This is a genomic window from Micromonospora sp. CA-240977, from assembly GCF_050942285.1.
Taxonomy (GTDB): domain Bacteria; phylum Actinomycetota; class Actinomycetes; order Mycobacteriales; family Micromonosporaceae; genus Micromonospora.
This window is the reverse complement of record NZ_CP192055.1, coordinates 743,488-764,695: the sequence shown is the minus strand read 5'-3', so window position 1 is coordinate 764,695 and position 21,208 is coordinate 743,488. Positions and strand designations below refer to the sequence as shown.

Annotated in this window: 16 protein-coding genes; 10 read left to right on the top strand and 6 right to left on the bottom strand. The window is 69.9% G+C overall.

All coding sequences use genetic code 11. The annotated features are described in order from the left end of the window. Window positions 1-6: 6 nt before the first annotated feature. Complete coding sequence (locus ACQPWW_RS03615) at window positions 7-1,053, bottom strand: hypothetical protein (protein ID WP_433129115.1); 1,047 nt, start codon at window positions 1,051-1,053, stop codon at window positions 7-9. Between the two features lie 559 nt (window positions 1,054-1,612). Between ACQPWW_RS03615 and ACQPWW_RS03610 the strand changes: the two genes are divergently transcribed. After that, the gene (locus ACQPWW_RS03610) at window positions 1,613-1,903 is read left to right on the top strand and encodes a hypothetical protein (RefSeq protein ID WP_433129113.1); all 291 of its coding nucleotides are present in this window, start codon (window positions 1,613-1,615) and stop codon (window positions 1,901-1,903) included. A gap of 275 nt (window positions 1,904-2,178) precedes the next feature. On the opposite strand, the gene ACQPWW_RS03605 is transcribed toward ACQPWW_RS03610, so the two are convergent. After that, window positions 2,179-3,030 (bottom strand): MIP/aquaporin family protein, encoded by an 852-nt coding sequence (locus ACQPWW_RS03605; RefSeq protein ID WP_433129111.1) that lies wholly within the window; start codon window positions 3,028-3,030, stop codon window positions 2,179-2,181. A 94-nt stretch (window positions 3,031-3,124) separates the two neighbouring features. On the opposite strand from ACQPWW_RS03605, the gene ACQPWW_RS03600 reads away from it, so the two are divergent. The 3 genes from ACQPWW_RS03600 to ACQPWW_RS03590 are packed head-to-tail and all read left to right on the top strand — an operon-like array spanning window position 3,125 to window position 9,598. Then, complete coding sequence (locus ACQPWW_RS03600) at window positions 3,125-5,842, top strand: AAA family ATPase (RefSeq protein ID WP_433129109.1); 2,718 nt, start codon at window positions 3,125-3,127, stop codon at window positions 5,840-5,842. A gap of 3 nt (window positions 5,843-5,845) precedes the next feature. Then, window positions 5,846-8,515: a LuxR C-terminal-related transcriptional regulator gene (locus ACQPWW_RS03595; RefSeq protein ID WP_433129107.1), complete on the top strand. Its 2,670-nt coding sequence runs from the start codon at window positions 5,846-5,848 to the stop codon at window positions 8,513-8,515. 36 nt (window positions 8,516-8,551) lie between these two features. Further along, a complete protein-coding gene (locus tag ACQPWW_RS03590; RefSeq protein ID WP_433129105.1) occupies window positions 8,552-9,598 on the top strand; it encodes a hypothetical protein in 1,047 nt (348 codons plus the stop codon). Between the two features lie 49 nt (window positions 9,599-9,647). Here ACQPWW_RS03590 and ACQPWW_RS03585 read toward each other — a convergent pair whose 3' ends face one another. From ACQPWW_RS03585 to ACQPWW_RS03575, 3 genes are all read right to left on the bottom strand, one after another. Continuing rightward, window positions 9,648-10,469, bottom strand: coding sequence for a lipase family alpha/beta hydrolase (locus tag ACQPWW_RS03585; RefSeq protein WP_433129104.1), 822 nt, complete (start codon window positions 10,467-10,469; stop codon window positions 9,648-9,650). Window positions 10,470-10,514: 45 nt separating this feature from the next. Beyond that, window positions 10,515-11,336 carry an alpha/beta fold hydrolase gene (locus ACQPWW_RS03580; protein WP_433129102.1) on the bottom strand — a complete coding sequence of 274 codons (822 nt, stop codon included), beginning with the start codon at window positions 11,334-11,336 and terminating at the stop codon, window positions 10,515-10,517. A gap of 152 nt (window positions 11,337-11,488) precedes the next feature. Further along, on the bottom strand, window positions 11,489-12,496 hold the full coding sequence (locus tag ACQPWW_RS03575; RefSeq protein ID WP_433129100.1) for a hypothetical protein: 1,008 nt from the start codon (window positions 12,494-12,496) through the stop codon (window positions 11,489-11,491). 150 nt (window positions 12,497-12,646) lie between these two features. Here ACQPWW_RS03575 and ACQPWW_RS03570 point away from each other — a divergent pair, with 150 nt between their 5' ends. Further along, window positions 12,647-13,726: a PP2C family protein-serine/threonine phosphatase gene (locus ACQPWW_RS03570; RefSeq protein ID WP_433129098.1), complete on the top strand. Its 1,080-nt coding sequence runs from the start codon at window positions 12,647-12,649 to the stop codon at window positions 13,724-13,726. A gap of 526 nt (window positions 13,727-14,252) precedes the next feature. Here ACQPWW_RS03570 and ACQPWW_RS03565 read toward each other — a convergent pair. Continuing rightward, window positions 14,253-16,637 (bottom strand): ATP-binding protein, encoded by a 2,385-nt coding sequence (locus ACQPWW_RS03565; RefSeq protein ID WP_433129096.1) that lies wholly within the window; start codon window positions 16,635-16,637, stop codon window positions 14,253-14,255. A 232-nt stretch (window positions 16,638-16,869) separates the two neighbouring features. Here ACQPWW_RS03565 and ACQPWW_RS03560 point away from each other — a divergent pair, with 232 nt between their 5' ends. The 5 genes from ACQPWW_RS03560 to ACQPWW_RS03540 all read left to right on the top strand — a co-directional run bounded on the left by ACQPWW_RS03560 (window position 16,870) and on the right by ACQPWW_RS03540 (window position 21,207). Further along, window positions 16,870-17,703: an alpha/beta fold hydrolase gene (locus ACQPWW_RS03560; RefSeq protein ID WP_433129094.1), complete on the top strand. Its 834-nt coding sequence runs from the start codon at window positions 16,870-16,872 to the stop codon at window positions 17,701-17,703. 20 nt (window positions 17,704-17,723) lie between these two features. Then, a complete protein-coding gene (locus ACQPWW_RS03555) occupies window positions 17,724-18,446 on the top strand; it encodes an alpha/beta fold hydrolase (RefSeq protein ID WP_433129092.1) in 723 nt (240 codons plus the stop codon). A gap of 47 nt (window positions 18,447-18,493) precedes the next feature. Continuing rightward, a complete protein-coding gene (locus ACQPWW_RS03550; RefSeq protein WP_433129090.1) occupies window positions 18,494-18,961 on the top strand; it encodes a Dps family protein in 468 nt (155 codons plus the stop codon). Between the two features lie 181 nt (window positions 18,962-19,142). Beyond that, complete coding sequence (locus tag ACQPWW_RS03545; protein WP_433129088.1) at window positions 19,143-20,465, top strand: DEAD/DEAH box helicase family protein; 1,323 nt, start codon at window positions 19,143-19,145, stop codon at window positions 20,463-20,465. Between the two features lie 175 nt (window positions 20,466-20,640). Further along, window positions 20,641-21,207, top strand: a complete 567-nt coding sequence (locus ACQPWW_RS03540; RefSeq protein ID WP_433129086.1) for a hypothetical protein — start codon at window positions 20,641-20,643, stop codon at window positions 21,205-21,207. The last annotated feature ends 1 nt before the right edge of the window (window position 21,208 follow it).

Below are 21,208 nucleotides of genomic sequence, written 5' to 3'. Positions count from 1 at the left end.
CGTCCGTCAGTCGACCGCCCGCGTCACCGCGACGTGCCCAACAGCGCCCGCAACTGATGCCGGTTCCCGACACCGAGCTCCGCATAGATCCGGTACAGGTGCGATCCGACGGTCCGCGATGACAGGCGGAAGCGTTCCACGGTCGAGCATCCGGTCGGCCTCGGCCAACCGCCCGCTGCCGATCAGGGCGAGGACCATCAGCGGGTAGAAGGCCAGGGCGGAGCCGGGTGCACCGCCGTCACAGGTGGCGCCTAGGTCGACGGCGGCCTTGGTGGACTTGTCCCGCAGGAAGGCGATGGTGCCGGTGAAAAGCATCCGGGTCGGCCCGGCGGCAGCGGTGCTCGCCCATTCCGGGCAGAGCCCGGTGGACCCGGCCGGGTCGTTGATCGTGCTGACGGCCGCTCGAGCGAGAGCGGTCTGCGGGTACGGGAACATGCTCGCCTCCAGCTCTCCGGCAGCACTCTGCCCGACCAGGTCCAGCAGCCCCGGCAACTGCTTGCGATGAGCGCCCGACCCGGACAGCAGCGTGGCTGCGGCCGCGACCACCACCGCGGTCAGCGTCACCTGCCCGTCGCGTGGGCGGCGCCGGGCGGCTCGGGCGGTCAGCTCGAAGGCCTGCTCGGGACGTGCAGGGTGCAGCAGGGCGAATCCGGTGCTGCAGGCGGCGATCCCGGTCAGGTCCGGGTCGGCGGTCATGGCGGTGACCTTCTCGGCCAGTTCGTCCGCCACCTGCGGTTGACCGCTGCGGTGTGCGGCGAACGACGCCTGGGCGTAACGGCGAGCGGCGTCGTCGGTGGTGGCGCTGTGCTCGGCGGCGGAACGCAGGGCGACCCTGCCGGCCAGATGGTCGCCACGGCCCAGTGCTCCGTCGGCGGCCGCCTCCAGGATGGCGGGGACCGATGCGTCCGGGCTCGGCGTCGCCGCGGCGAGATGCCGTGCCCGGCGGTAGGGATCGGCGGTGGCCGCGGCCAGGCCGTGGTGCACCCGGGCGATGTCCGCCGGGGTTGCGGCCGCCATGCACGCGGTACGCAGCAGTGGGTGCCGGAAGGACACGCAGCACCCACACCTGGGCACGGAACTCCTGTGGCAGCTGCTCGCCGGGATCGCTGAGCACGCGCAGGGCCATATATAGCAGTCCACCATCGGTGCCGGATCCGCACCATGAAGAAAGCACGAAGTTGCGGCGTCGCCGATCAGTCGCCTCGGCCGTGAGTAGGCGTTCGGTTGCTTCGACGCGATCCTGGATCGCGCCGTACGCCCCGAATGTGCTGTCCCCGGCGTGTTCCCGGATCTCGTCCAGGGCGTCGAGGTCGGCGCGGGCTTCCGGCAGCCGGCCGAGCTGGGCGTAGACCGGCGCCCGGCGCGACAGCGTGACGAGTTCGCGGGTGGGGGCGTACGCCAGCGGCTCCGCGGCCCGTACCGACGCGTCGACGTGCCCGAGCGCCGCAGCCCAGTCCCCAGCCTCGATGGAGATATCGGCGAGGATGGCGTGCGGGTCACCTCGACGAACCGGGCGAGGTGCTCGGGTGGAGCCGTCGCCGGGTCGGTCACCAGGACGACGGCGTCGCGGAGCCCGATCGCGGCCTCGTCGTCACGACCCAGGGTGTGCGGCATGATGGCGTGCAGGATGACGGCGTTGGGCAGGCCCTCCGGTCGCCGGCCCGGCGTCCTCGGCGCCATCCAGCTCGGACGCCGCGTAGAGCCGCAGCAGGTCGTGGAACCGCAGCCGGCCGTCCGAGCCCTGCTGCAGCAGGCTCAGATCGACCAGTTCGTCGAGGGCGTCCTCGGTCGCCGGCAGCGGTTGCTGCGCCAGCACCGCCGCCAGACCGGCGCCGGTGACGTGCCGGGAACCAGCGCCAGCCGCCGGAACAGCAGGCGCCCCGCGTCGGACAACTGCTGGTAAGAGAGTGTGAAAGCGGCCTGACCTGCATGTCGTCGGTTGCCAGGGTGTCCAGGCGGCGTTCGTGCGAGGCGAGCCGGGCAATCAGGTCGTCGGCCGTCCAACGCGGGATGCTGACCATCCGGTTGCCGGCGATCCGCAGGGCGGGCGGCACGTTGACGCACAGGTCGGCGATGGCCCGCAGCGCGTCCGACGTGATCGCCCGATCCTCGACGATCGCAGCGAGCAGCGTGACCGCGTCCTGCGGGGGAAGAGCCTCCAGCCGCAGCCGGCGTACATCATCCGGACCTCGATGGGGTGCCGCGTAAGAAGCGGTCGTATAGCAGGGTTGCAGCCACACCGCCGCACAGCGGGCCGAGCAGGTAGGCCCACCAAGCGGTCAGCCGGCCGGCGACGAGCATCGGCCCGAGCGCGCGGGCCGGATTGACGCCGGCGCCGCTGATCGGAGCGCTGACCAGGATGGCGAGGCCGAGGGTGGCCCCGATGACGAGCGCGGCGCGGGCCCGGGGAACCGTGGGATCGGTGGCCACGGCGACGACGACCAGCACGAGTACGAACGTGACGATCGCCTCGACGAGAAGCACCCGCAGGCTGTTCACTCCCGCTGCCGGGGCCGGTGCGCCGAGACCCGCTGACCGGGCCTGTGGGCCCTCGACACCCCAGGTGGCGAACGCGGCAAGCAGGCCACCGGCCAGGTGTGCACCCAGATAGAGCGGGACGTGGCGCCATGGGAACCGTCCGGACATCGCCAGGGCGACGGTGACAGCGGGATTGAGATGAGCGCCGCTGATCGGCCCCAGAACGATGATCATCAGGAGCAGGGCAGCCATCCCGGCGACCGGCACCGTTGCCGGGCCGAAAGTCGTTGCGGCTGGGAGATGCAGCGTCGCCGCTGACGCTGTGGCCGCGATGGCGAACACGAGGACGAAGGCGCCGACGGCTTCCGCGGCCGCAGCCCGTCCCAGTTGAAGGCCGATGCGATGCCCGTGCAAGCCGGTGCGATACGACATGACCGAGGCCTCCTCACGTGCCGCCGGCCGCCGACCCCACGCCGGCGGCCCGCGCGGGGTCGTTTCAGAGCTCGAGCATGCTGCCGGGACGTGGCCACGCCATCCGTTGACGTACTGCACGTCCTCGCGAACTTCGTGCTTTCTTCCTGGCCCGTCTGCACCCGCGGTGATGCACTACTGCTTCATCAGCAGCACAACGGCAGGGAGCGATTCGGTGTCGGACGGGGATGGCACGATGCTGGTCGGCCGGGAGCGAGAGCTGGCGTACATCACCGCAGTTGTCGATGCCGGCGAGCGCCGGGCGTCGTCCGTGCTTCTCTGCGGCGACCCCGGCATCGGCAAATCCGCGCTGCTGTACGTTGCGGCCACGCACGCCCGCCGCCGTGGTTACCGCATCCTCACGCTCACCGGTGCCGAGAACCGACCGTTCGCGCTGCTGGACGAGTTGATTGACTCGGGAAGCGTCGATGTCACCGAGTTGCCCGGGCATCTGCGCCATGCGCTCGCCACCCTCCGGCATCCGGGCACTGCCGGAACCCCGGTTGACGAGCCCGCAGTCGTGACCGCATTGCTGCTGGTTCTCGAACAGCTGGCGCGCGAGCGGCCGACCTTGGTGATCGCCGATGACCTCCACCGGTCGGACAGCGAGTCGGTTCGGTTGCTCGCCGAGGTCCTGCGTCACACCTCGGCGGAGCGGATCGTCCTGCTGCTGGCCGCGCGCGACGAGGCCCTGGAGTTCGACGGCGGCGACCACGGGATCCCGCGCTACCGGATCGAGCCACTGTCCGAGCAGCACGCCGCCCGGCTGCTCGACACTCGATACGCACCGACCGGTGCCCAGCACCGCAGGGACATCCTGCGCAGGGCCGAGGGCAACCCGCTCGCTCTACGTATCTTCGGTGGCCTGAGGGAGCAGCTACCGCCGGAGTTCACCGAGCGGGTACGGGCTCTGCCGGCAGCCACCGGATGGCTGCTGCTGCATGCGGCGCTGGCCGACGGCGCGGAACACGTCGGAACCCTCACCCGGGCAGCCCGCGCATCGCTCGATCTGTCCGACTGGGGACCTGCCGAGCTGGCGGGCCTGATCGCCGTGCGGAACGGGCACGTCCACTTCCGGCACCCGCTCATCCGCGCGGCCTGCGCCGCCGGACGAAGTGCCAATGACGTCGTCCGGGCCCATCGCGCTCTCGCCGCAGCCACCGACGACCTTTACCGCCGCACCTGGCACCTCGCTGAATCCACCATCGGACGCGATGACGCGCTGGCCGCCGTGCTGGAGGAGGCAGCCACGAGCGCGGCGTCGCGGGGCGATCACTTCACCGCGGCGGGTGCCCTGCAGTCCGCGGCGGAGCGCAGCACCGATGACGGAAGCGCCACCCGTCGCTACGCGCGTGCGGTTGGCGCCGCTTACCGCAGTGGGCATCCGGATTGGACGATCGAGCTCTACGAGAAGACCATGGCGTTGCTCCCCGACGCCGACACCGGTGGGGTGGCGGCCTGCGGCGCCGGGCTCGCGCTCATGCAGTCGGCGCAACCGTGGGAGGCGTTCGAGGTCGTCTCCCGGGCCGTCCGCCGCAGGCCGAATGACGGGCAGGTCGCTCTGCTGGCGGTCTTCACCGGCGCGGCAGCCGTTCTGGCCTCTGGTGTCGCCGCCCATCGGGAACAGCTCCCCGCGCTACTGGCCCTCGCCGATGACAGCCCGGCGATGTCCGGGACGGGCATCATCCCGACGCTCGACATCGCGGTCGTCCGGGAAGCGATCCTCGCGATCAGCGATCCCACCCGTTACGCGGCGTCCGCTGCCTGCCCGGAGCCGGCCGGGACCGGGCCCGCCGAGCTGCTGCGCATGGTGCACACGGGCACCATAGCGTTTCTCCTGGACGACTCGTCGAGGGCTGCGAACGACCTGCAAGCCGTCTGCGATACCGGTTCGTTCCTGGTGACGCCGGGTTTCGCGCTCAGTCCGTTCAGCGTGATGATCACGGCTCTGATCGACAGCGGGCGGTGGGCCGAGGCCGATCGGCTGTTGGACCGAGCCGCACATCTGGCGGCGGTACGCCGGGTAAGAATTCTCCGGAATGTGGTGCTGCCACTGCGCGCGATTCTGCGAGCGTTGCGCCATGAAGGTGCGGCCGACGCGCTCGACACCCTTCCCGTGCTGCCGGGAACCGGCTTCACTGACAGCCTCAACCAGCGCGCGGCCGGTCTCGCCGCGCTGGCCGCAGGCGATCACGAGACGGCTTACCTGCATTTCCGCCGGATGTTCGACGAAGACGGTGAGCCGCGACATTACTTCCTCGGGCCGCGGTCTCTTCCCCAGTTCGCTCTCACGGCCGCCAAAGTCGGGCGAGCACCTGAAGCGCTCCGGATCCTGCAACGATGCCGGCAGGCCGTCGGCTCGGTGCCGACATCGCGCATGGCCATGCTGTTGGCGCATGCCACCGCGCTGCTCGACGGGGCCGAGCAGGCTGAGAAACACTTCCTGCGGGCTGTCGAGGAACCAGGGCGTGCCCTGCATTGGCCCCTCGAATATGCCGAAGCGCAGCTGAATTACGGCTTGTGGTTACGGAGCCGGCGTCGCATTCATGACGCCCGGCCGTACCTGCTGTCCGCGCGGGAGACATTCCTGCGTCTGGGCGCACAGGCGCACGCCGAGCAGGCGCGCACGAACCTTCCTGTCGCTCTCCGGCCGAGCGGTGAGACCACTCCGCAATCTGGGGCTTTCACCGCACTGACCGCGCAGAAGCAGATGATCGCCCGGATGGCTGCCGGCGGAATGAGTAACCGGGGAATAGCCGAACGACTCTTCCTTTCACCACGCACCGTCGGCTCTCACCTGTATCGCATCTATGCGGAGCTCGGTGTCGGCAATCGGCATCAGCTGCGCGCTTTGATCGAGGAAGCCACCATGACGCTCGCACTAGGAAGCTGACCGATGCATCCCACGATGTCGTCACCACACACGCACGAGCTGGTTGGGCGCGATGTCGAGCTCGCCCGCCTCGACGGGTTCCTAGAACAGGATTCCAGCAGCTGCGGGATGGTGATCGTCGCCGGTGCCCGCGGCATCGGCAAATCCGCTCTGCTGGCCGCCGGCGCGCGATCCGCACGGCGGACGGGCCACCGCCGGGTCCTCACCCTGCGAGCCGCCGCGGACTCACCCGAGTGGTCGTTCCGCTCTCTTCTCCTGGCGGTGCGCGTCGACCTCGCCGACGTCCCGTCCGAAGTGGGCGTGCCGGCCTTGGCGTTCCTCGGGCTGGAACCCGGGGCACGGCCACCGCATCCGGACGAGTTGCCGTCCGTGGTGCAGGCGGCCGTCGCCGCCGTCGCCGCCGTGTCACCGCTACTCATCGTCGCCGATGATGCCCACGCCTTCGACCGGCAGTCGATCGTGACGCTGATCCGGCTGTCGGCCATGCCTGGGGTTGTCGTCCTGGGCGCGAGTCGGGATCCGCTGCCGGGCACCCTCGATGAAGTGCCGGTGCTTCGTCTAGGGCCGTTGGAGCCCGGTGATGCCGCCCGGCTGTTCACCGAGCGCAGCCAGAGTCTGGCTGCGCAGAGACGCGCGGAGATCCTGCACCAGTCCGCCGGTAATCCCGCAGCACTTGTCGAACTGTCCCGAAACGTGTGTCCGGCTGGAGGCCTGCTCGCCGAGTTCACCGCCAAGCTGGCCGCGTTGCCCGCACCTGCCCGTGACCTCCTGTTGCGTGCCGCTGCCCTGCTTCCGACGAGCCTGGCTCTGCTGTACCCCGCATCCTCGGAACTGGCCGCAGCGTGGAGACCGGCGGAAGCAGCCGGCTTTGTGACCTTCTCGGACGCGGGCCTCACTTTCGCTCATCCGCTGGCTGCCGAGGCGGTGTACCGAGCCGCTCCGGCCCATCTGCGCCTGCGGACCCACCGGCATCTCGCAGTAGCGCTGACCGCCTATCCGGAACATCAGGCTCTCCAGCTGGCTGCCGCTGCTTCCGGCGCGGACGAGGGGATCGCGGCCGCACTGGAAGGCGCGGCTGCGATCTTCCGCAACCGCGGTGAACTGTACGAAGCGACAGTCACCATGCAGATTGCAGCTCAGCGGTCGCCCTCGTCGAGGGACGCGGCGTGTCGTCTCACCAAGGCCATCGCGTACGCCCGCGACCTGCGTGACATCACCTGGGTGAGCGAACTGCACGCGCGGATGTGGCAGTTGACGGACGACCCGGACGTGCTGGCGGAAGCGGCCGTGCCGGCGGCCTCCGCCTTGCTGTGGGCGGGCCGGCACCAGCAGGCGTACGGGATTCTGGTCGCCACCCATCGAGCCGGCAGCATGACCGATCCTCGCAATGCGATGAACCTGGCCGTGCTCGCCGCACTCATCGCCTGGCTCAGCGGCGACGAGGAACACCGGCTTGGCGTGATTCCCATGCTGGAGGCCGCCGGGGCATCGACCGATCACTCGGCCACCATGGTCGTCCGGGCGGTCATCGACCCGGCGGAACACTGGGGCCGTGAACTCTGCGACAACGTCAGCATCCCCCTTCCGGGCACTCCACTGAGCGGGGAGAGCCGATCCCGCCTCGGCCACCTCGGACTGATCGCCTGGGTCGAGGACCGAAGCCGACTCACCGCACAGGCACTCGATCACGTCCTGGCCGGTGAACTGCTCGGCGACCTTGCCGAACGGCGGCCGTTGCCCGGCCTGGGAATGGCGATCTCCCTGGTCGCCTCCCTGATCGACATCGGCGAGTGGAAGTTGGCGCAGCAGTACGCCGGGACACGCCTGGCCGAAGGGCTGCCCATGGTGCAGGCCGGTCTGGCCTCGCTGCGCGCGCACATGCACGCGCTGCGCTCCGAGGACGAACGCGCCATGCGCCTTGCCCAGGAGACGTGGCAGCACCTGGAGGTCCGCGAGAATCTCTCCACCCACGTGCGCCTGCTGCATACCGCGGGTCTGGTCTCCATCAGCAACGGCGACCACGACAACGGCTACCGCTATCTACGGTCGATGTTCGACCTCGAGGGCCGCCCGCTGCACCGGCACGTCTCGTCCCGCTTCGTGGCGGATTTCGTCATCGCCGCGGTCCACTGCGACCGACTCGATGACGCCCGCACGGTGGTCGACGAAGTTCGATACGCCCAGGGCAGCCGGCCGACCGCCCGGATGGACATCCTGCTGCATCTGAGCGAGGCGCTCCTGGAAGCCGGAGAGGAGGCGGAGAGGCATTTCCGGCAGGCGGTTCAGGACGCCGCCGGGCTGGAGTGGCCGTACGAGCATGCGCTCGCGCACTTGCACTACGGCCTCTGGCTGCGCCGCAATCGGAGGCCCCGGGAGGCGAAAACCATGCTCAGCCGCGCTGCGGAGATCTTCACCGAGCTGGGGGCCGTCGGTAACGCCGCGATCGCCGAGCGGGAGCTCGCGATCGGAACGCAGCCGAGTCACAGCGAGCCCCGCCCGGCTCTCAGCGCACTCACGTCGCAGGAGCAACAAGTGGCCGCCCTGGCCGTACGCGGACTGAACAACCGGGCTATCGCCGAGCAGCTCTTCATCTCGCCGCGAACCGTCAGCACGCATCTGTCCCGTATCTATCGCAAAGCCGGAATCAACGGGCGGCACGAGCTGAAAGCGTGAGTCGCCAGGCTCCTCCCGCGCGGTGAGAGCTGTGCCATGAACGCGAAGTCCGAGGACGATCGTGCGGCCCTGTTCGACGCCGCCCGAGCCGGCCGCATCGTTGTCCGCGGGCCATCGGCGATTCTGGCGGCGGCGCAGGCGGCCATGGACTTCGCCGGCCGACAGCGGGATTGGCCCAGATCGCCGCCTGGGTCGACGGCACCACCAGACCTGCTGCGCCTCTATGCGGCCTCGGAGCTGGAACGGGAGGAAAGCGCCGACGATCAGGCCGACACCCGGACCCGCCGCGATGCCTGGCTGCTGGACACCACGATCCTGGCCGGCCGGTTCTTCGAACCCGGTTACGACCCTGCACCGGCGGGAGCCACGGTTCCAGCTCTGATCAATTCGCAGGCGACTGCCGGCGACTGGCTCCGGGCCGAGACGGTCGAGCACGCACTGCGAGCGAACGAGCTCGCCGAACGGACTGCGGATCCCGGGTTGACGGGATGGTCGAACTACTACGTCAGCTGGGCCTTGAACGAGGCCGGCCGTAACGACGAGGCGTTGCCCTATGCCCGCGTCGCCGCTGTACGGATGGAGCAGGCCGGGGATCGTGCGGGCCTCCCCAACGCCATGATCATGCAAGCGATGGTGCTCCGTGCCACCCATCGCGACGGCGAGGCGGCTGAGCTGCTGCGCGGCGCTGTCACTCTCTTGACGGATCCGGCGACAGCTCCGCCCGAGCACATCGCCCTCTTCACGGAGGTGACCGCCCGCGCGTTCCTCGCGGACATCTCCATCGCCGAGGGCGACTTGGTGACCGCGCTCGAAGACGTCAACGCATCAATGGCGATCACGAACCGGATGGAGTACTCGCCGACCCGGGAGATGGTCACGCTGTCACGGCGGGCCCTCATCTACGCCGAGTCACGCCGGCCGAACGAGGCCTGTGCTGATCTCGACGTACTGGCCATGCTCCAGGAGCAGGCGGGCGGCAGCACCTTCACTACTCCGGGCGCCAGCCGGGACTCGATGCAGCGAGCCGAACGCCTGCTCGCCGCTCAGGGCTCGGTCCCGTCTGAGCAGGGCGAAGCCGGGTAGTTCCTCGTTCGGTGAGGAACCACCCGGCTTCATCGCAGCGGAACGGTTGTCAGGAACGCGCCGCCTGCAGGATGAGGTCGGTGACCGCCGTGGGGTGGGCGACCATCGCGGCGTGCGAACTGTGGATCTCGACGGTGTGCCCCTTGGCGGCGCGGGCAGCCATGGCCTTCTCCGCGACCGGCGGGATGGTCTGGTCGTCGAGCGACACCATGTAGTACGCCGGGAGGGTCTTCCAGGCCGGAACGCCTGTCTTACCGGTGAAGGCGAGGGTCGACAGCGGGCGCTGCTGAGTGGCCATCAGCTTCGTCTTGCTGAGCGGGGCGTCCGCGGCGAACAGCTTGGGGAACCAGGCCGGGTCGATGGTGCTGTCGAGATAGCCGCCGGTGTTCGGGTAGGGGCGGGTAACCAGGTGGGACACCAGCACCGAGTTGTCGCCACCGGCGAGGGCGCCGGCATCGGCGATGGTCTCACCCTGATCCGGGGCGTAGGCGGCGATGTAGACGAGCGACTTGACGTTGGCGTTGCCGGTGGCGGCATCGGTGATCACGGCACCGCCGTACGAGTGGCCGACCAGCACGACCGGGCCCTTGATCGTCGACAGGAAGCTCTTGAGGTAATCGGAGTCCTCGTCGAGACCGCGCAGTGGCACGGCGGGGGCGATGACCGGGTAGCCCTTGGCCTGCAGCCGGGCGGTCACGTCGGTCCAGCCGGAGGCGTCCGCCCAGGCGCCGTGGACCAGTACGACGGTTGGCTTGGCCGCAGTGGCCTTGGCGGTGACGGGCGCGCCGGCGAGAGCGCCGGTGGGGAGCAGAGCGAGCAGGGACGCGGCAACAACGCCCACGAGAGCGACGCGAGCTTTACGAACGGACATGGGAAGACCTCCGGTGAAAGTAAGGAGAAGTGGGCGGGTGCTGCATCAGCTCTTCCAGAACTCGAGCAGGTCTTTGTCGAGTTCCTGCTGGTAGGAGCCGGCGATGCCGTGCGGCGCACCCGGGTAGACCTTGAGGGTGCCGTTCTTGACGAGGTTGATCGCCTTCTCGGCGGCATCGGCGATCGGCACAATCTGGTCGTCGTCGCCCTGCGCGATGAAGATCGGAACGTCGAGCGCCTTGAGGTCTCCGGTGAAGTCGGTCTCCGAGAACGCCTTCACGCAGTCGTAGACGGAGGTGAAGCCGGCCTGCATGCCGAGGCGCCAGAACTGGTCGCGCTGGCCCTGGGAGATCGTGGAGCCGGGTCGGTTCGTGCCGAAGAACTGCGCTGACAGGTCCTTGAAGAACTGGGAACGGTCGGCGAGCACCGCGTCCCGGATGCTGTCGAACACCTCGATCGGCGTGCCGTCGGGGTTGGTGTCGGACTTGACCATGACCGGTGGGACGGCGCCGACGGTGGCCACCTTGACGACCCGGCCGACGCCGTGGCGGGCCGCGAACCGTACGGCCTCGCCGCCGCCGGTGGAGTGGCCGACCAGGATGATGTCGCGCAGGTCCAGGGCGCGTACCAGGGCGTCCAGGTCGGCGGCGTAGGTGTCCATGTCGTTGCCGTAGAAGGTCTGCGACGACCGGCCATGGCCGCGGCGGTCGTGGGCGATGGCCCGGAACCCGTTGTCGGCAGCGAGCTTCATCTCGACGTCCCAGGCGTCGCTGCTCAGCGGCCACCCGTGGCTGAAGACGATCGGCTGGCCGGTGCCCCAGTCCTTGTAGAAGATCTCGGTGCCGTCGTCCGTGGTGATGTAAGGCATGGCTGTTCCTCCGCCCGGTGTGCGGTGCGGGACGATCCCGCACTCGCTTCGGGTTGAACGTTGCCGCCGGCGACGGACGGTGCCATCCGTCGGACTACTGCTGTGCCGCCGCGTCGTGGTCGGCCAGCAGTTGCTCCGCCTCGGCTATCCGGTCATGCATCAAACCGAGCGACGGTGCCGAGGTCCCGGTGCTGTCCACGCTGGGAGAGCCCGGAGAACAGCGGATATATCCAGTCCTCCAGCCGATCGGCGACCGCGATCAGCTCGCGGCGCAGAGCCGACGGCCACCGCAGCGCGCCGATCTCGATCTTGGAGAGAGACGTACGGGCCACCGCTTCGACGGCTCGCTCAATACGAGGGATGCCGTCATCGGCATAGCCAACTGCTTCCAGAGATCGTGCCCAGAGCATCAGGCCGTACGGCCGCCCAACACGATCACCGGTCATCCGGAAGGCGAGGACCGCGGCCCGTGCATACGTCAGGGCATCGGTCGAGCGCCCCAGGCCGATCGACGCCCATCCGAGGTACAGGCCCGCCCAGGACATCTGCAGCCAGTCGCCGCAGCGTTCCGCGCATGCGTGGACCTCTTGAGCCTGCTCGAGAGCGATGTCGTACTGGTTGAGGCAGGCGATGTTGACCCAGGCGAGGTTACCCAGGTGGATGGCCCGGAGCCGGTCGTCACCGAGCGCTTGGGCCGCGCGGGCGGAGAGGGTGAAGACGTCCGTCCAGTACAGCCACAGCTGCCACCCGACGGAGAACCACTTCAGGGACCCGGCGACCTCGATCACCCAGTGATGATCGCCGGCGGCCGCGGGTCGGCTGCCGGGCTCGGGCTCGAAGAGCCGGCCGGCCCGAGCGGCGGTGTCGAGCAGCCAGGTGGCGCGGCGGCACGCCAGTGTGGCCCGGTTCGCGTCGCTTTCCTGCTCACGCAGTTCCGCTTCGGCGTAGAGGCGAAACAGGTCGTGGAACTTCAGGCGGCCGTCGGGGCGTTGCTGCAGCAGCTCAGCTCGACCAGTTCGTCGACTGCGGTCCGTGGCACACGACTCACTCTCAGCTGGGGAAATGACCGATGACTGCCATGGTTGCCGCTTGCCGCTGTCCGCTCGACGGCCTGAACTGGCAGTCGCCCGGCGGATGGCCCCGCCAGGGACGGGCGACACGCTCGGGCAATGCCGAAATCTACGTTGCTGTCCCGGACGAACATGACTCTTGCCAGGCCTGCGGACCAGGCCCTGCGCCGCACCCGGCAACTACTGCAGGCGAGCGAGCAGTTGGGTACCACCGTGACCACGGCGGATGTGCTGGCCGTCGTGCCGGCGCTGCTGCGGGACGCGTTCGGGGTGGCACATGCCGAAGTACTGACCGCCGGCTCGTCACCCATTGCGGAGCACGGGCTGGCCTCAGCAGTTGCGGCGGCTCTCACGGCACCGGTGCGACGCGACGGCGTGACGCGGTTCTACCCGGGCAGGTCGGAGCTGATGGACGCACGGCCGACGCTGGCCGGCGACGTCGAGCTCCTCGGCTGGCAGGCTGCGGTGTGCGCTCCACTCGCCGGTGTACCGGGTGGGCTGTTGCTGGCCTGGACACAGCCGCGCGTCTTCGCCCCGGAGGACCGTGCCCACCTCGCCACGATGATCGGTTACATCACGCGGGCCGTGCAGCGAGCACGGTGGCACGATGCACGCAGTGCGGTCACCGAGGCCCTGCAGCGCGCGGTCGGGTCCAGCCTTCCGCCGGTCAAAGGCTACGAGCTCGCCGCCCGTTGCCTGTCCGCAGATGAGCACGCGACAATCGGGGGTGACTGGTACGACGTCATCCCCGGCTCACCTGGCCGTCTCGCCCTGGTCATCGGCGACGTGGTCGGCCACGGTCTGATGGCGGCCGCCAGGATGGGGCAACTGCGCAGCATGCTTCGGGCGTACGTGATGGATCGCAGGGATCCACCGGCGATGCTCCTGCGCCGGCTGGAAGCCGCGAACCATGCACTCGGTGATCCCACCATGGCCACCGCCATCGTCGCGTTCGTCGAGCCGACCGCGGCGGGTGGTCATCGGCTGCGCTGGTCGAACGCCGGACACCCACCGCCGGTGGTCATCCACCCCGACGGAGAGGTCCGGGTTCTGACCGGTCACGACCTGCTCCTCGGCATCCGCTGCGGCGCGCCCCGGCATACGTACACCTACTCATTGCCGGCTGGGTCGACCGTGCTGTTGCACACCGACGGGCTGGTCGAGAGTCGCGGGGAAAACCTCGACGACGGCTTGGGCCGCCTCTATCGTTGCCTTCGAACCACCGGTGGGCCGGAGGAACTGCTGGCCGCGGCGTGCGGCGCCCAGTCCGAGCCGCGTTCTGACGATATCGCCATCCTCGCCGTGCGAATTCCAGGGTGAGGCGGCCGGTCCGGCTACCCGATCTCACTCCGGTCAGCGGGACGAGGATCCGCAATGGCGTGCCCGCTTCGTCGCCGGCACGAGCCACCGCGACGCGGTGCACCTCTCTCGCCGCCGTTCGGCTGGCCGTTATCCCGAAGATCCTAATCAGAAGCGCACATCTGTACGGGATGAGCAGTCACATTTGCATCCTGCGTAGCGGTTGGTGCCGACGTGGTGCAGGACGAGGATGGCTTGGACGATCGCGGTGGCTCGGCGTGGGCAGCAGCGCAGCTTGACCAGTATCTTCCAGGTCTTGGACGTGGTCGGGAATCACCTATCCCTCGATGTGGGGAAGCGCGGCCTCGATCACGTGTCGCCCTTCGGTGCGAAACACCGCGTGCGGCCGCCGTCCGGCTCGCCACACGCCGCCCGGTACTGACGGCGAAGGGCGATGCCGCGTACGCCGCCTCCGTTGCCGGCACCGACACCCTGCGCTGGTCCTACCCCGGGCTCGACTGACCCGCCCGACGCCCGCTCGCGGCCCTCAGGCGTGAGTCGCGAGCAGATCTCGCACGGCCCCGGCGTCCGGGTGCCGCATGTCGGTCATCAGCGCGAGCGCCGTACGCCAGGTGTTCCGGGCGGCGTCCCGGTCTCCGGCGTCGACCTGCGCGTGACCGAGCCGTATCAGCGTCTGCGCCTGCTGATGGCGATCTCCCACCCGCTCGCGCAGTTCGGCCGCCCGCCGGTACGCGGCGATCGCCAGCGTCGGCTGGCCGAATGCACACCGGATCGAGCCGAGGGTGTCCCGGGCGGCAGCCTCGCTCCGGCTGTCGCCCAGCTCCGAGAGTAGGGCGATGGCCTGCTCGACGACGGGCAGCGCGGCGGCGGGCTGGCCGATCTCGGTGCGGTACATGGCGACCAGGTTCAGCGCCAGTCCCTCCCCGCTGGGGTTCCCTGCCGCACGGTAGAGCTCCAGCGCCAGCTCGGCGTGGTGCAGCGCCAGGTCCGGTCGGCCCTGCTGGTGGTGGGCGTACGACAGACCGCGCTGGGCGAGCGCCTGCCCCGCCACGTCACCCAGCCGTTCGAATAACGGAAGGGCCGCGCCGAAGTGCGCGTACGGGTCGTCGGCGCGGACGACAAGGGCGCGCAGGCCGAGCCCACGGTGAGCGTGGGCCAGCGCACACGGCTCGTCGAGCCGACGCGCGGCCCGCATGGCGGTGCGGAGGACCGCCGCCCAGTCGGCCCAGTGTCCCCATCGCTCCAGGTACTGCTCCAGCGTCCAGGCCAGCTGCCAGGCCGGGCCGTCGAAGCCGGTGGCGTGCGCCGCCTCGACGGCGGCGAGTAGCGCTGGCCGTCGCGCGGTGAACCAGTCTGTGGCCTCGGATTCGTCCGAAAATCGCAGCACCGTCGTGTCAGGCGCCGGTTCCAGCAGCGCGATGGGGGACCGGTGCGCACTGATCCACCGGTCGGCGGCGTATGCCGAGTGCAGGTAGTGGTCGAAGAGCCGACCGAGCGCCCCCTGGCGGTCCGTCTCCGACCCCACGGCGACACACAGTTCGGTGGCGTAGGCGCGCAGCAGGTCGTGGAAGGCGTACCGGCCGGGCTGCGGTTCGGTGATCAGGTGCGCGGCGGTGAGTTCGGCCAGCAGCGGTTGCACCGCCCCGGTCGGCGTGCCGGCCAGGCTGGCGACCGCCGCGACGGCGGCCGGTGGGCTCGGATGCAGGGCCATCAGCCGAAACAGCCGGGCCGCCGCCGGGCCGAGAGCCGTGTACGACCAGGAGAACACCGTCCGCGCGTCGACCATCGCCTCGGGGCCGCTGAATGACGCGAGGCCGTCGGGGGCCCGACGCAGCTCGTCGGCGATCGCCGCGAGCGGGAACCGGCGGTGGCTGGCGGCCCGGGCGGCGACGATCGCCAGCGCCAGGGGCAGTCGGGCGCACTGCTCGATGATCTCGTCGACGGCGGCGGGTTCGGCGGTGACCCGGGTCTCCCCGAGCCGGCTGGCCAGCGCCGCGCGGGCGTCGTCGTGGTCCGGCAGGTCGAGCGGCACGGGCCGGGCACCGTACGTGGCGACCAGACCGGGTAGCCGGCTGCGACTGGTGACGATCACCAGGCTGCCGGCCGAAGCCGGCAGCAGCGGTCGCACCTGGGCGGTGTCGCGCGCGTTGTCCAGCAGGACGAGCACCCGATGCCCGGCGAGCAGGCCCCGGTAGAGAGCGGCCTGCGCGTCGACGCCGTCAGGGATCTGCCGGGGCGGCACCCCGAGAGCGGTCAGGAATCCGCGCAGCGCCTCCTCCGCCGAGGCGACGCCGGCCGGGTCGAAGCCGCGCAGGTTGACGTAGAGCTGGCCGTCCGGGCACCGGGCGGCGAGCCGGTGCGCGCAGTGCACCGCCAGCGTGGTCTTGCCGATGCCTGCCATCCCGGTGACGACGCTGACCAGCGGCGCGCTAGCCTCCGCCGCCAACCCGTCGACCAGCTCCGCAATCTCGTCGCGGCGGCCGGTGAACACCGCGAGGTCCGCCGGGAGCTGTGCCGGCACCGCGATCGCCTGGTGCGCCGGCGCAGTGGCCGCAGTTCCGGTGGGCTCGTTCTGCGCCGGCATCGGCGAGCTGGCGCGACCGACCGGTCGATCGCGGGTGGAGTGAGGCGCGTGGCCGGTCATCGGGTACCTGCCCTGGGCGCCGCGCTGGACGCGGCGGCGGCCAGCCCGGGCGGCCGCGGCCAGCGCCGACCGGCGCTCCGGGTCGAGCCGCAACGCATCGGCGATCGCCGCGACCGTGCGGGCCTGCGGCCCCTGGCTGACCCCGCGTTCCATGTCACTGATCGCCCGGTCGCTGACCCCCGACCGTTCGGCGAGCTGTTCCAGGGTCAGATCGGCGCCGAGGCGTAGCTCACGCAGCAGCGGCCCGAAGGCCTCGTCGTCCGGCATCAGGTTCTCCATGTGCGGCTTTTCCAGGCAATTCTCCCACGTGCCCTCGTCCGGCTGGTCGGTTTGGTGACCGACGCGACGTCCGTGGGCGGGCCGTCGGGCACCGGGCGTCGTGCCGCCGCCAGTTCTGCGTGTCTTCTTCATGGTGGCCGGGCCGGGGGGTCGGAAGACTCGGAGACACGGCGGGGACGGCACCCCCCGACACACCCCCAGCGCTCAGTGGAGTTCCGTCATGCCCTATGTCAAGGTCGGCGAGGAGAACAGCGGCGACATCGAGATCTACTACGAGGACCACGGCAGCGGTCAGCCGGTGGTGCTGATCCACGGCTACCCGCTCAACGGAGCGTCCTGGGAGAAGCAGACCCGGGAACTGCTCGCCGCCGGGCATCGGGTGGTCACCTACGACCGCCGCGGGTTCGGCAAATCGAGCCAGCCGACGACCGGCTACGACTACGACACCTTCACCGCCGACCTGAACACCCTGCTGGAGCGCCTGGACCTGCGCGACATCGTCCTGGTCGGGTTCTCGATGGGCACCGGCGAGGTGACCCGCTACCTCGGCACGTACGGCTCGGCCCGGGTGCGCAAGGCGGTGCTGATGGGTGCCATCCCGCCGTTCCTGCTCAAGACCGACGACAACCCGGAGGGCGTCGACAAGCAGGTGTTCGAGGACATCAAGGCGGCGGTGGTCGCCGATCGGCCGGCGTACTTCAAGAACTTCCTCGACACCTTCTACAACGTCGACACGCTGGGCGGGACCCGGATCAGCGACGAGGCCTGGCAGAACAGCTTCATCACCGCCGTCGGGGCTTCAGCGCACGCGGCGTACGCCTGCGTCGACACCTGGCTGACGGACTTCCGCAGCGACGTCGCCAAGATCGATGTTCCGACGCTGCTGATCCACGGTGACGCCGACCGGATCCTGCCGATCGAGGCGACCGCCAACCGGCTGCCCGAGCTGATCTCCGACCTGCGCTACGAGGTGATCCCCGGCGGGCCGCACAACATCGCCTGGACCCACCCCGAGCTGGTCAACCGGTACCTCCTTGAGTTCATCGCCGCCTGACCCGCCGAAGGGAGCAGATCGTGAACAAATTCGTCCCGCCCACCGTCGTGCTCGTGCACGGCGCGTTCGCCGACGCGTCCAGCTTCGCCCGGGTTGTCCCGGAACTGCTCGCCGACGGCGTCCCGGTGCTCGCGCCGGCGGTGCCCAACCGCAGCCTGACTGGTGACGCGGCGTACCTCGCGTCCATCGTCCGGCGGATCTCCGGACCGGTGCTGCTGGTCGGGCACTCCTACGGCGGCGCCGTCATCACCGTCGCCGGGGCCGAGGAGAACGTGGTCGGCCTGGTCTACCTGGCCGGATACGCCCTCGAACAGGGGGAGAGCCTCGGTGAGTTGCAGGGCCGGTTCCCCGACTCCGACCTCGCCTCCGCGCTCGTCTACTCGCCGTACCCGGCCGGAGATGGCGGCGAAGGTACGGACGTCTCCGTCGACCCGGCGCGGTTCCCGGCGATCTTCGCCGACGACGTGGATCCGGACATGGCCGCCGTGCTCGCGGTCTCCCAGCGCCCGCTGGCGGCGGCCGCCTTCACCGAGGCCGCGCCCGCGGCGGCCTGGAAGACCAGACCGTCCTGGGGCATCGTGGCCAGCGCGGACCGCACCATCAACCCCGACGTCGAGCGGTTCGGCTACCGGCGTGCGGGCATGGCGACGACCGAGCTCGACTCCTCCCACCTGATGATGCTGTCGCGTCCGACGGACGTCGTCGCGGTGATCCTCGAGGCGATCCGGCGAACCGCCGGCTGAACTGTCGACTGCCACCCCAATCACCTTCCCCTGACAGGAGAACAACCATGGCTGTTATCGAGAGCATTCTGGCCTCGGCGGACCGGAAGGTCACCGGTGAGGCGCTGCAGCAGGTGCTGGCCGATCTGATCAACCTGGGCATGCTGGCCAAGCAGGCGCACTGGAACCTGACCGGCCCGCGCTTCCGCAGCCTGCACGTCCAGCTCGACGAACTCGCCGACCTCGCCCGCCAGCACGCCGACCAGGTCGCCGAGCGGGCGGTCACCGTCGGTTTCAACCCGGACGGCCGGGCGGCGACCGTGGCCGACCAGTCGACGCTGCCCGGCCTGGAACACGGCGACGTCGAGGAGGGCGCCGCGGTCGAGATCGTGATCGACGCCCTGTTCGTCCTGATCCGTACGCTACGCCAGGCCGTAACGGACACCGCGACCAGCGACCCGATCTCCCAGGACCTGCTCATCGGGGTCACCGCCGCCGTCGAGCAGCAGCACTGGCTGTTCCGCGCCCAGCGCTAGGTGTTCTGCCCAGAGAGGTTGGGACGCGGCTGGCGGGTGGGCCGCCGAGTGCGGTGTGGTGGCTGTGGTGATTGTAGGCGTGCAGCCAGGCCGGCAGGGCCGCTCGGGCAGGTGCCGGGCTGAGCATCGACGCCGCCCAGCTCACCCCCGCGCGCTGGCGACGTTCAAGCACGCCGCTGCCATGGCCAACCCGAAGTTCTACGAGCTGCAGCGACTACGCAAGTCCACCTGGGACATCCCACGCTTCATCCAGGGCTACGACCTCACCCTCGATGACCGCCTGGCTCTCCCGCGGGGCCTGCGGCACACCATCGCCACGATCGTCGAACGCGCCGGGTCGCGGCTGGCTGTCACGGACGCACGAAACTCCGGGACCGAGATCGACACCGCGTTCACCGCCGAATTCACCGGCAAGCAGGCCAAGGCGGTCGGCGCGCTTCTCGCCCACGACGACGGGATTCTGGTCGCTCCACCGGGCTCCGGCAAGACCGTCATGGCCTGCGCCGTGATCGCCGAACGCAACACCTCCACCCTGGTTCTCGTCGACCGCAAAGCCCTCGCCGACCAGTGGCGCGTCCGCATCGAGCAGTTCCTCGGAATCAAGCCCGGTCAACTCGGCGGCGGCCGACGCAAGCTCACCGGCACGGTGGACATCGCGCTGCTGCCGTCTCTCGCGCGGCGCGACGACGTCGCCTCCCTGACCCAGGGGTATGGGCACGTCATCGTCGACGAATGCCACCACCTCGGCGCCGCGGCGTACGAGCACTCGGTCAAACGGATCACCGCGCAGTTCTGGCTCGGCCTCACCGCCACACCCACCCGCCGCGACGGCCTCGGAGAACTCGTCACCTGGCAACTCGGACCCGTCCGCCACACCCTGACCGACGAGGAACAAGGCACCCTAGCGGCAGCGATGCACGTCGACGCCGGACCGCGTCGAACGCTGTTCATCCACGAGACCGCATTCCGGGCGGGCGATGTGGACCTGGACGCGCCCGGCGCGCTGGCTGAGGTGCACCGGCGACTAGCCATCGACGAGCCTCGCAACAATCAGATCGCCGATGATGTCGCCGTAGCCCTGGCCCGTGGTCGCAACTGTCTCGTGCTCACCCGACGGCTCGCCCAGGTCGAGACACTCACCGCTCTGCTCGCCGCACGCGGACACCAGCCGCTCGTGCTTCAAGGCGCGATGAGCACCAGAGAACGGCGGGCCGTCGTTGACCGGCTCGACGGCGCCAAGGCCGGTGAGGGCCTGCTCGTCATCGGCACCACACCGTTCATCGGTGAAGGCTCCGATGCCCCCGCCCTCGACACCCTCTTCCTCGCCGGCCCGATCCCCTACGACGGCCTACTCGTCCAATGCGCCGGCCGCATTATCCGCGCCGCGCCCGGCAAGGACGTCGCCGAGGTCCACGACTACCACGACCCGGCCACACCCATCCTGGCCGCCTCACTCCCACGGCGCATGCCCGGATACCGGGCACTGGGCTTCGCCAGGACTTGAGGGCCTCCGATCGCGATCATCACTGTCTGGTGGGACGAGGAACAGGGGGCAGTAAGCCGCTGGCTGATCCGCTTCGCTCGGTGCCGATCCCATCCCAACGATGCCCCCCTTCATCGAGTCTTAGAGATCGCCGAGAAGCCAAGCGTGCTGGGCCTAGCGTAGTAGGCTGACGGGCATGGGCCGGTTCTCCGAGGACGAGCTACATGCGGTTGTCTCCCGGTACGAGGCGACGCGGGCGCAGGCGTTGACCGAGCGGGACGAGCAACTGCGGGCGTTTCATGCGGCCGGCTGGCGGCCGGTGGATCTGCAGCGGGTCACCGGGTACAGCCGGGAGACGATCCGTCAGGCGCTACGACCGGAAGTCCGGCGGGCGACCAACATCAGCCGGCGCAGGACATCACCCCAGCCGCCGGCGGACTACCAGACCTACGGCGACCGCAGGCCCTATGTAGTGGCCGAAACCCTTGCCGCACTGCACGGCCCCACCGAAGGCACGGTGGCGCTTCCGCGTCACCTCGACTGGTCCGGGCACGCCGAGTACGACCTGAACCGGACCACACGCCTGTCCAGCATGTACAAGGTGGTGCTCACCGAAGCCAGCACGGTCGAGGACCTGAACACCTGGCTCGATGCCGACCTTCTCCGGCGGCTCTGGCCCACCCTCTGGCTGCCACCCCAGCTCCGCCAGCGCTGGGAGACAGCCTTCCCCGAACTCGCCGCGACCCGCAGCGACGCGGCGTAGC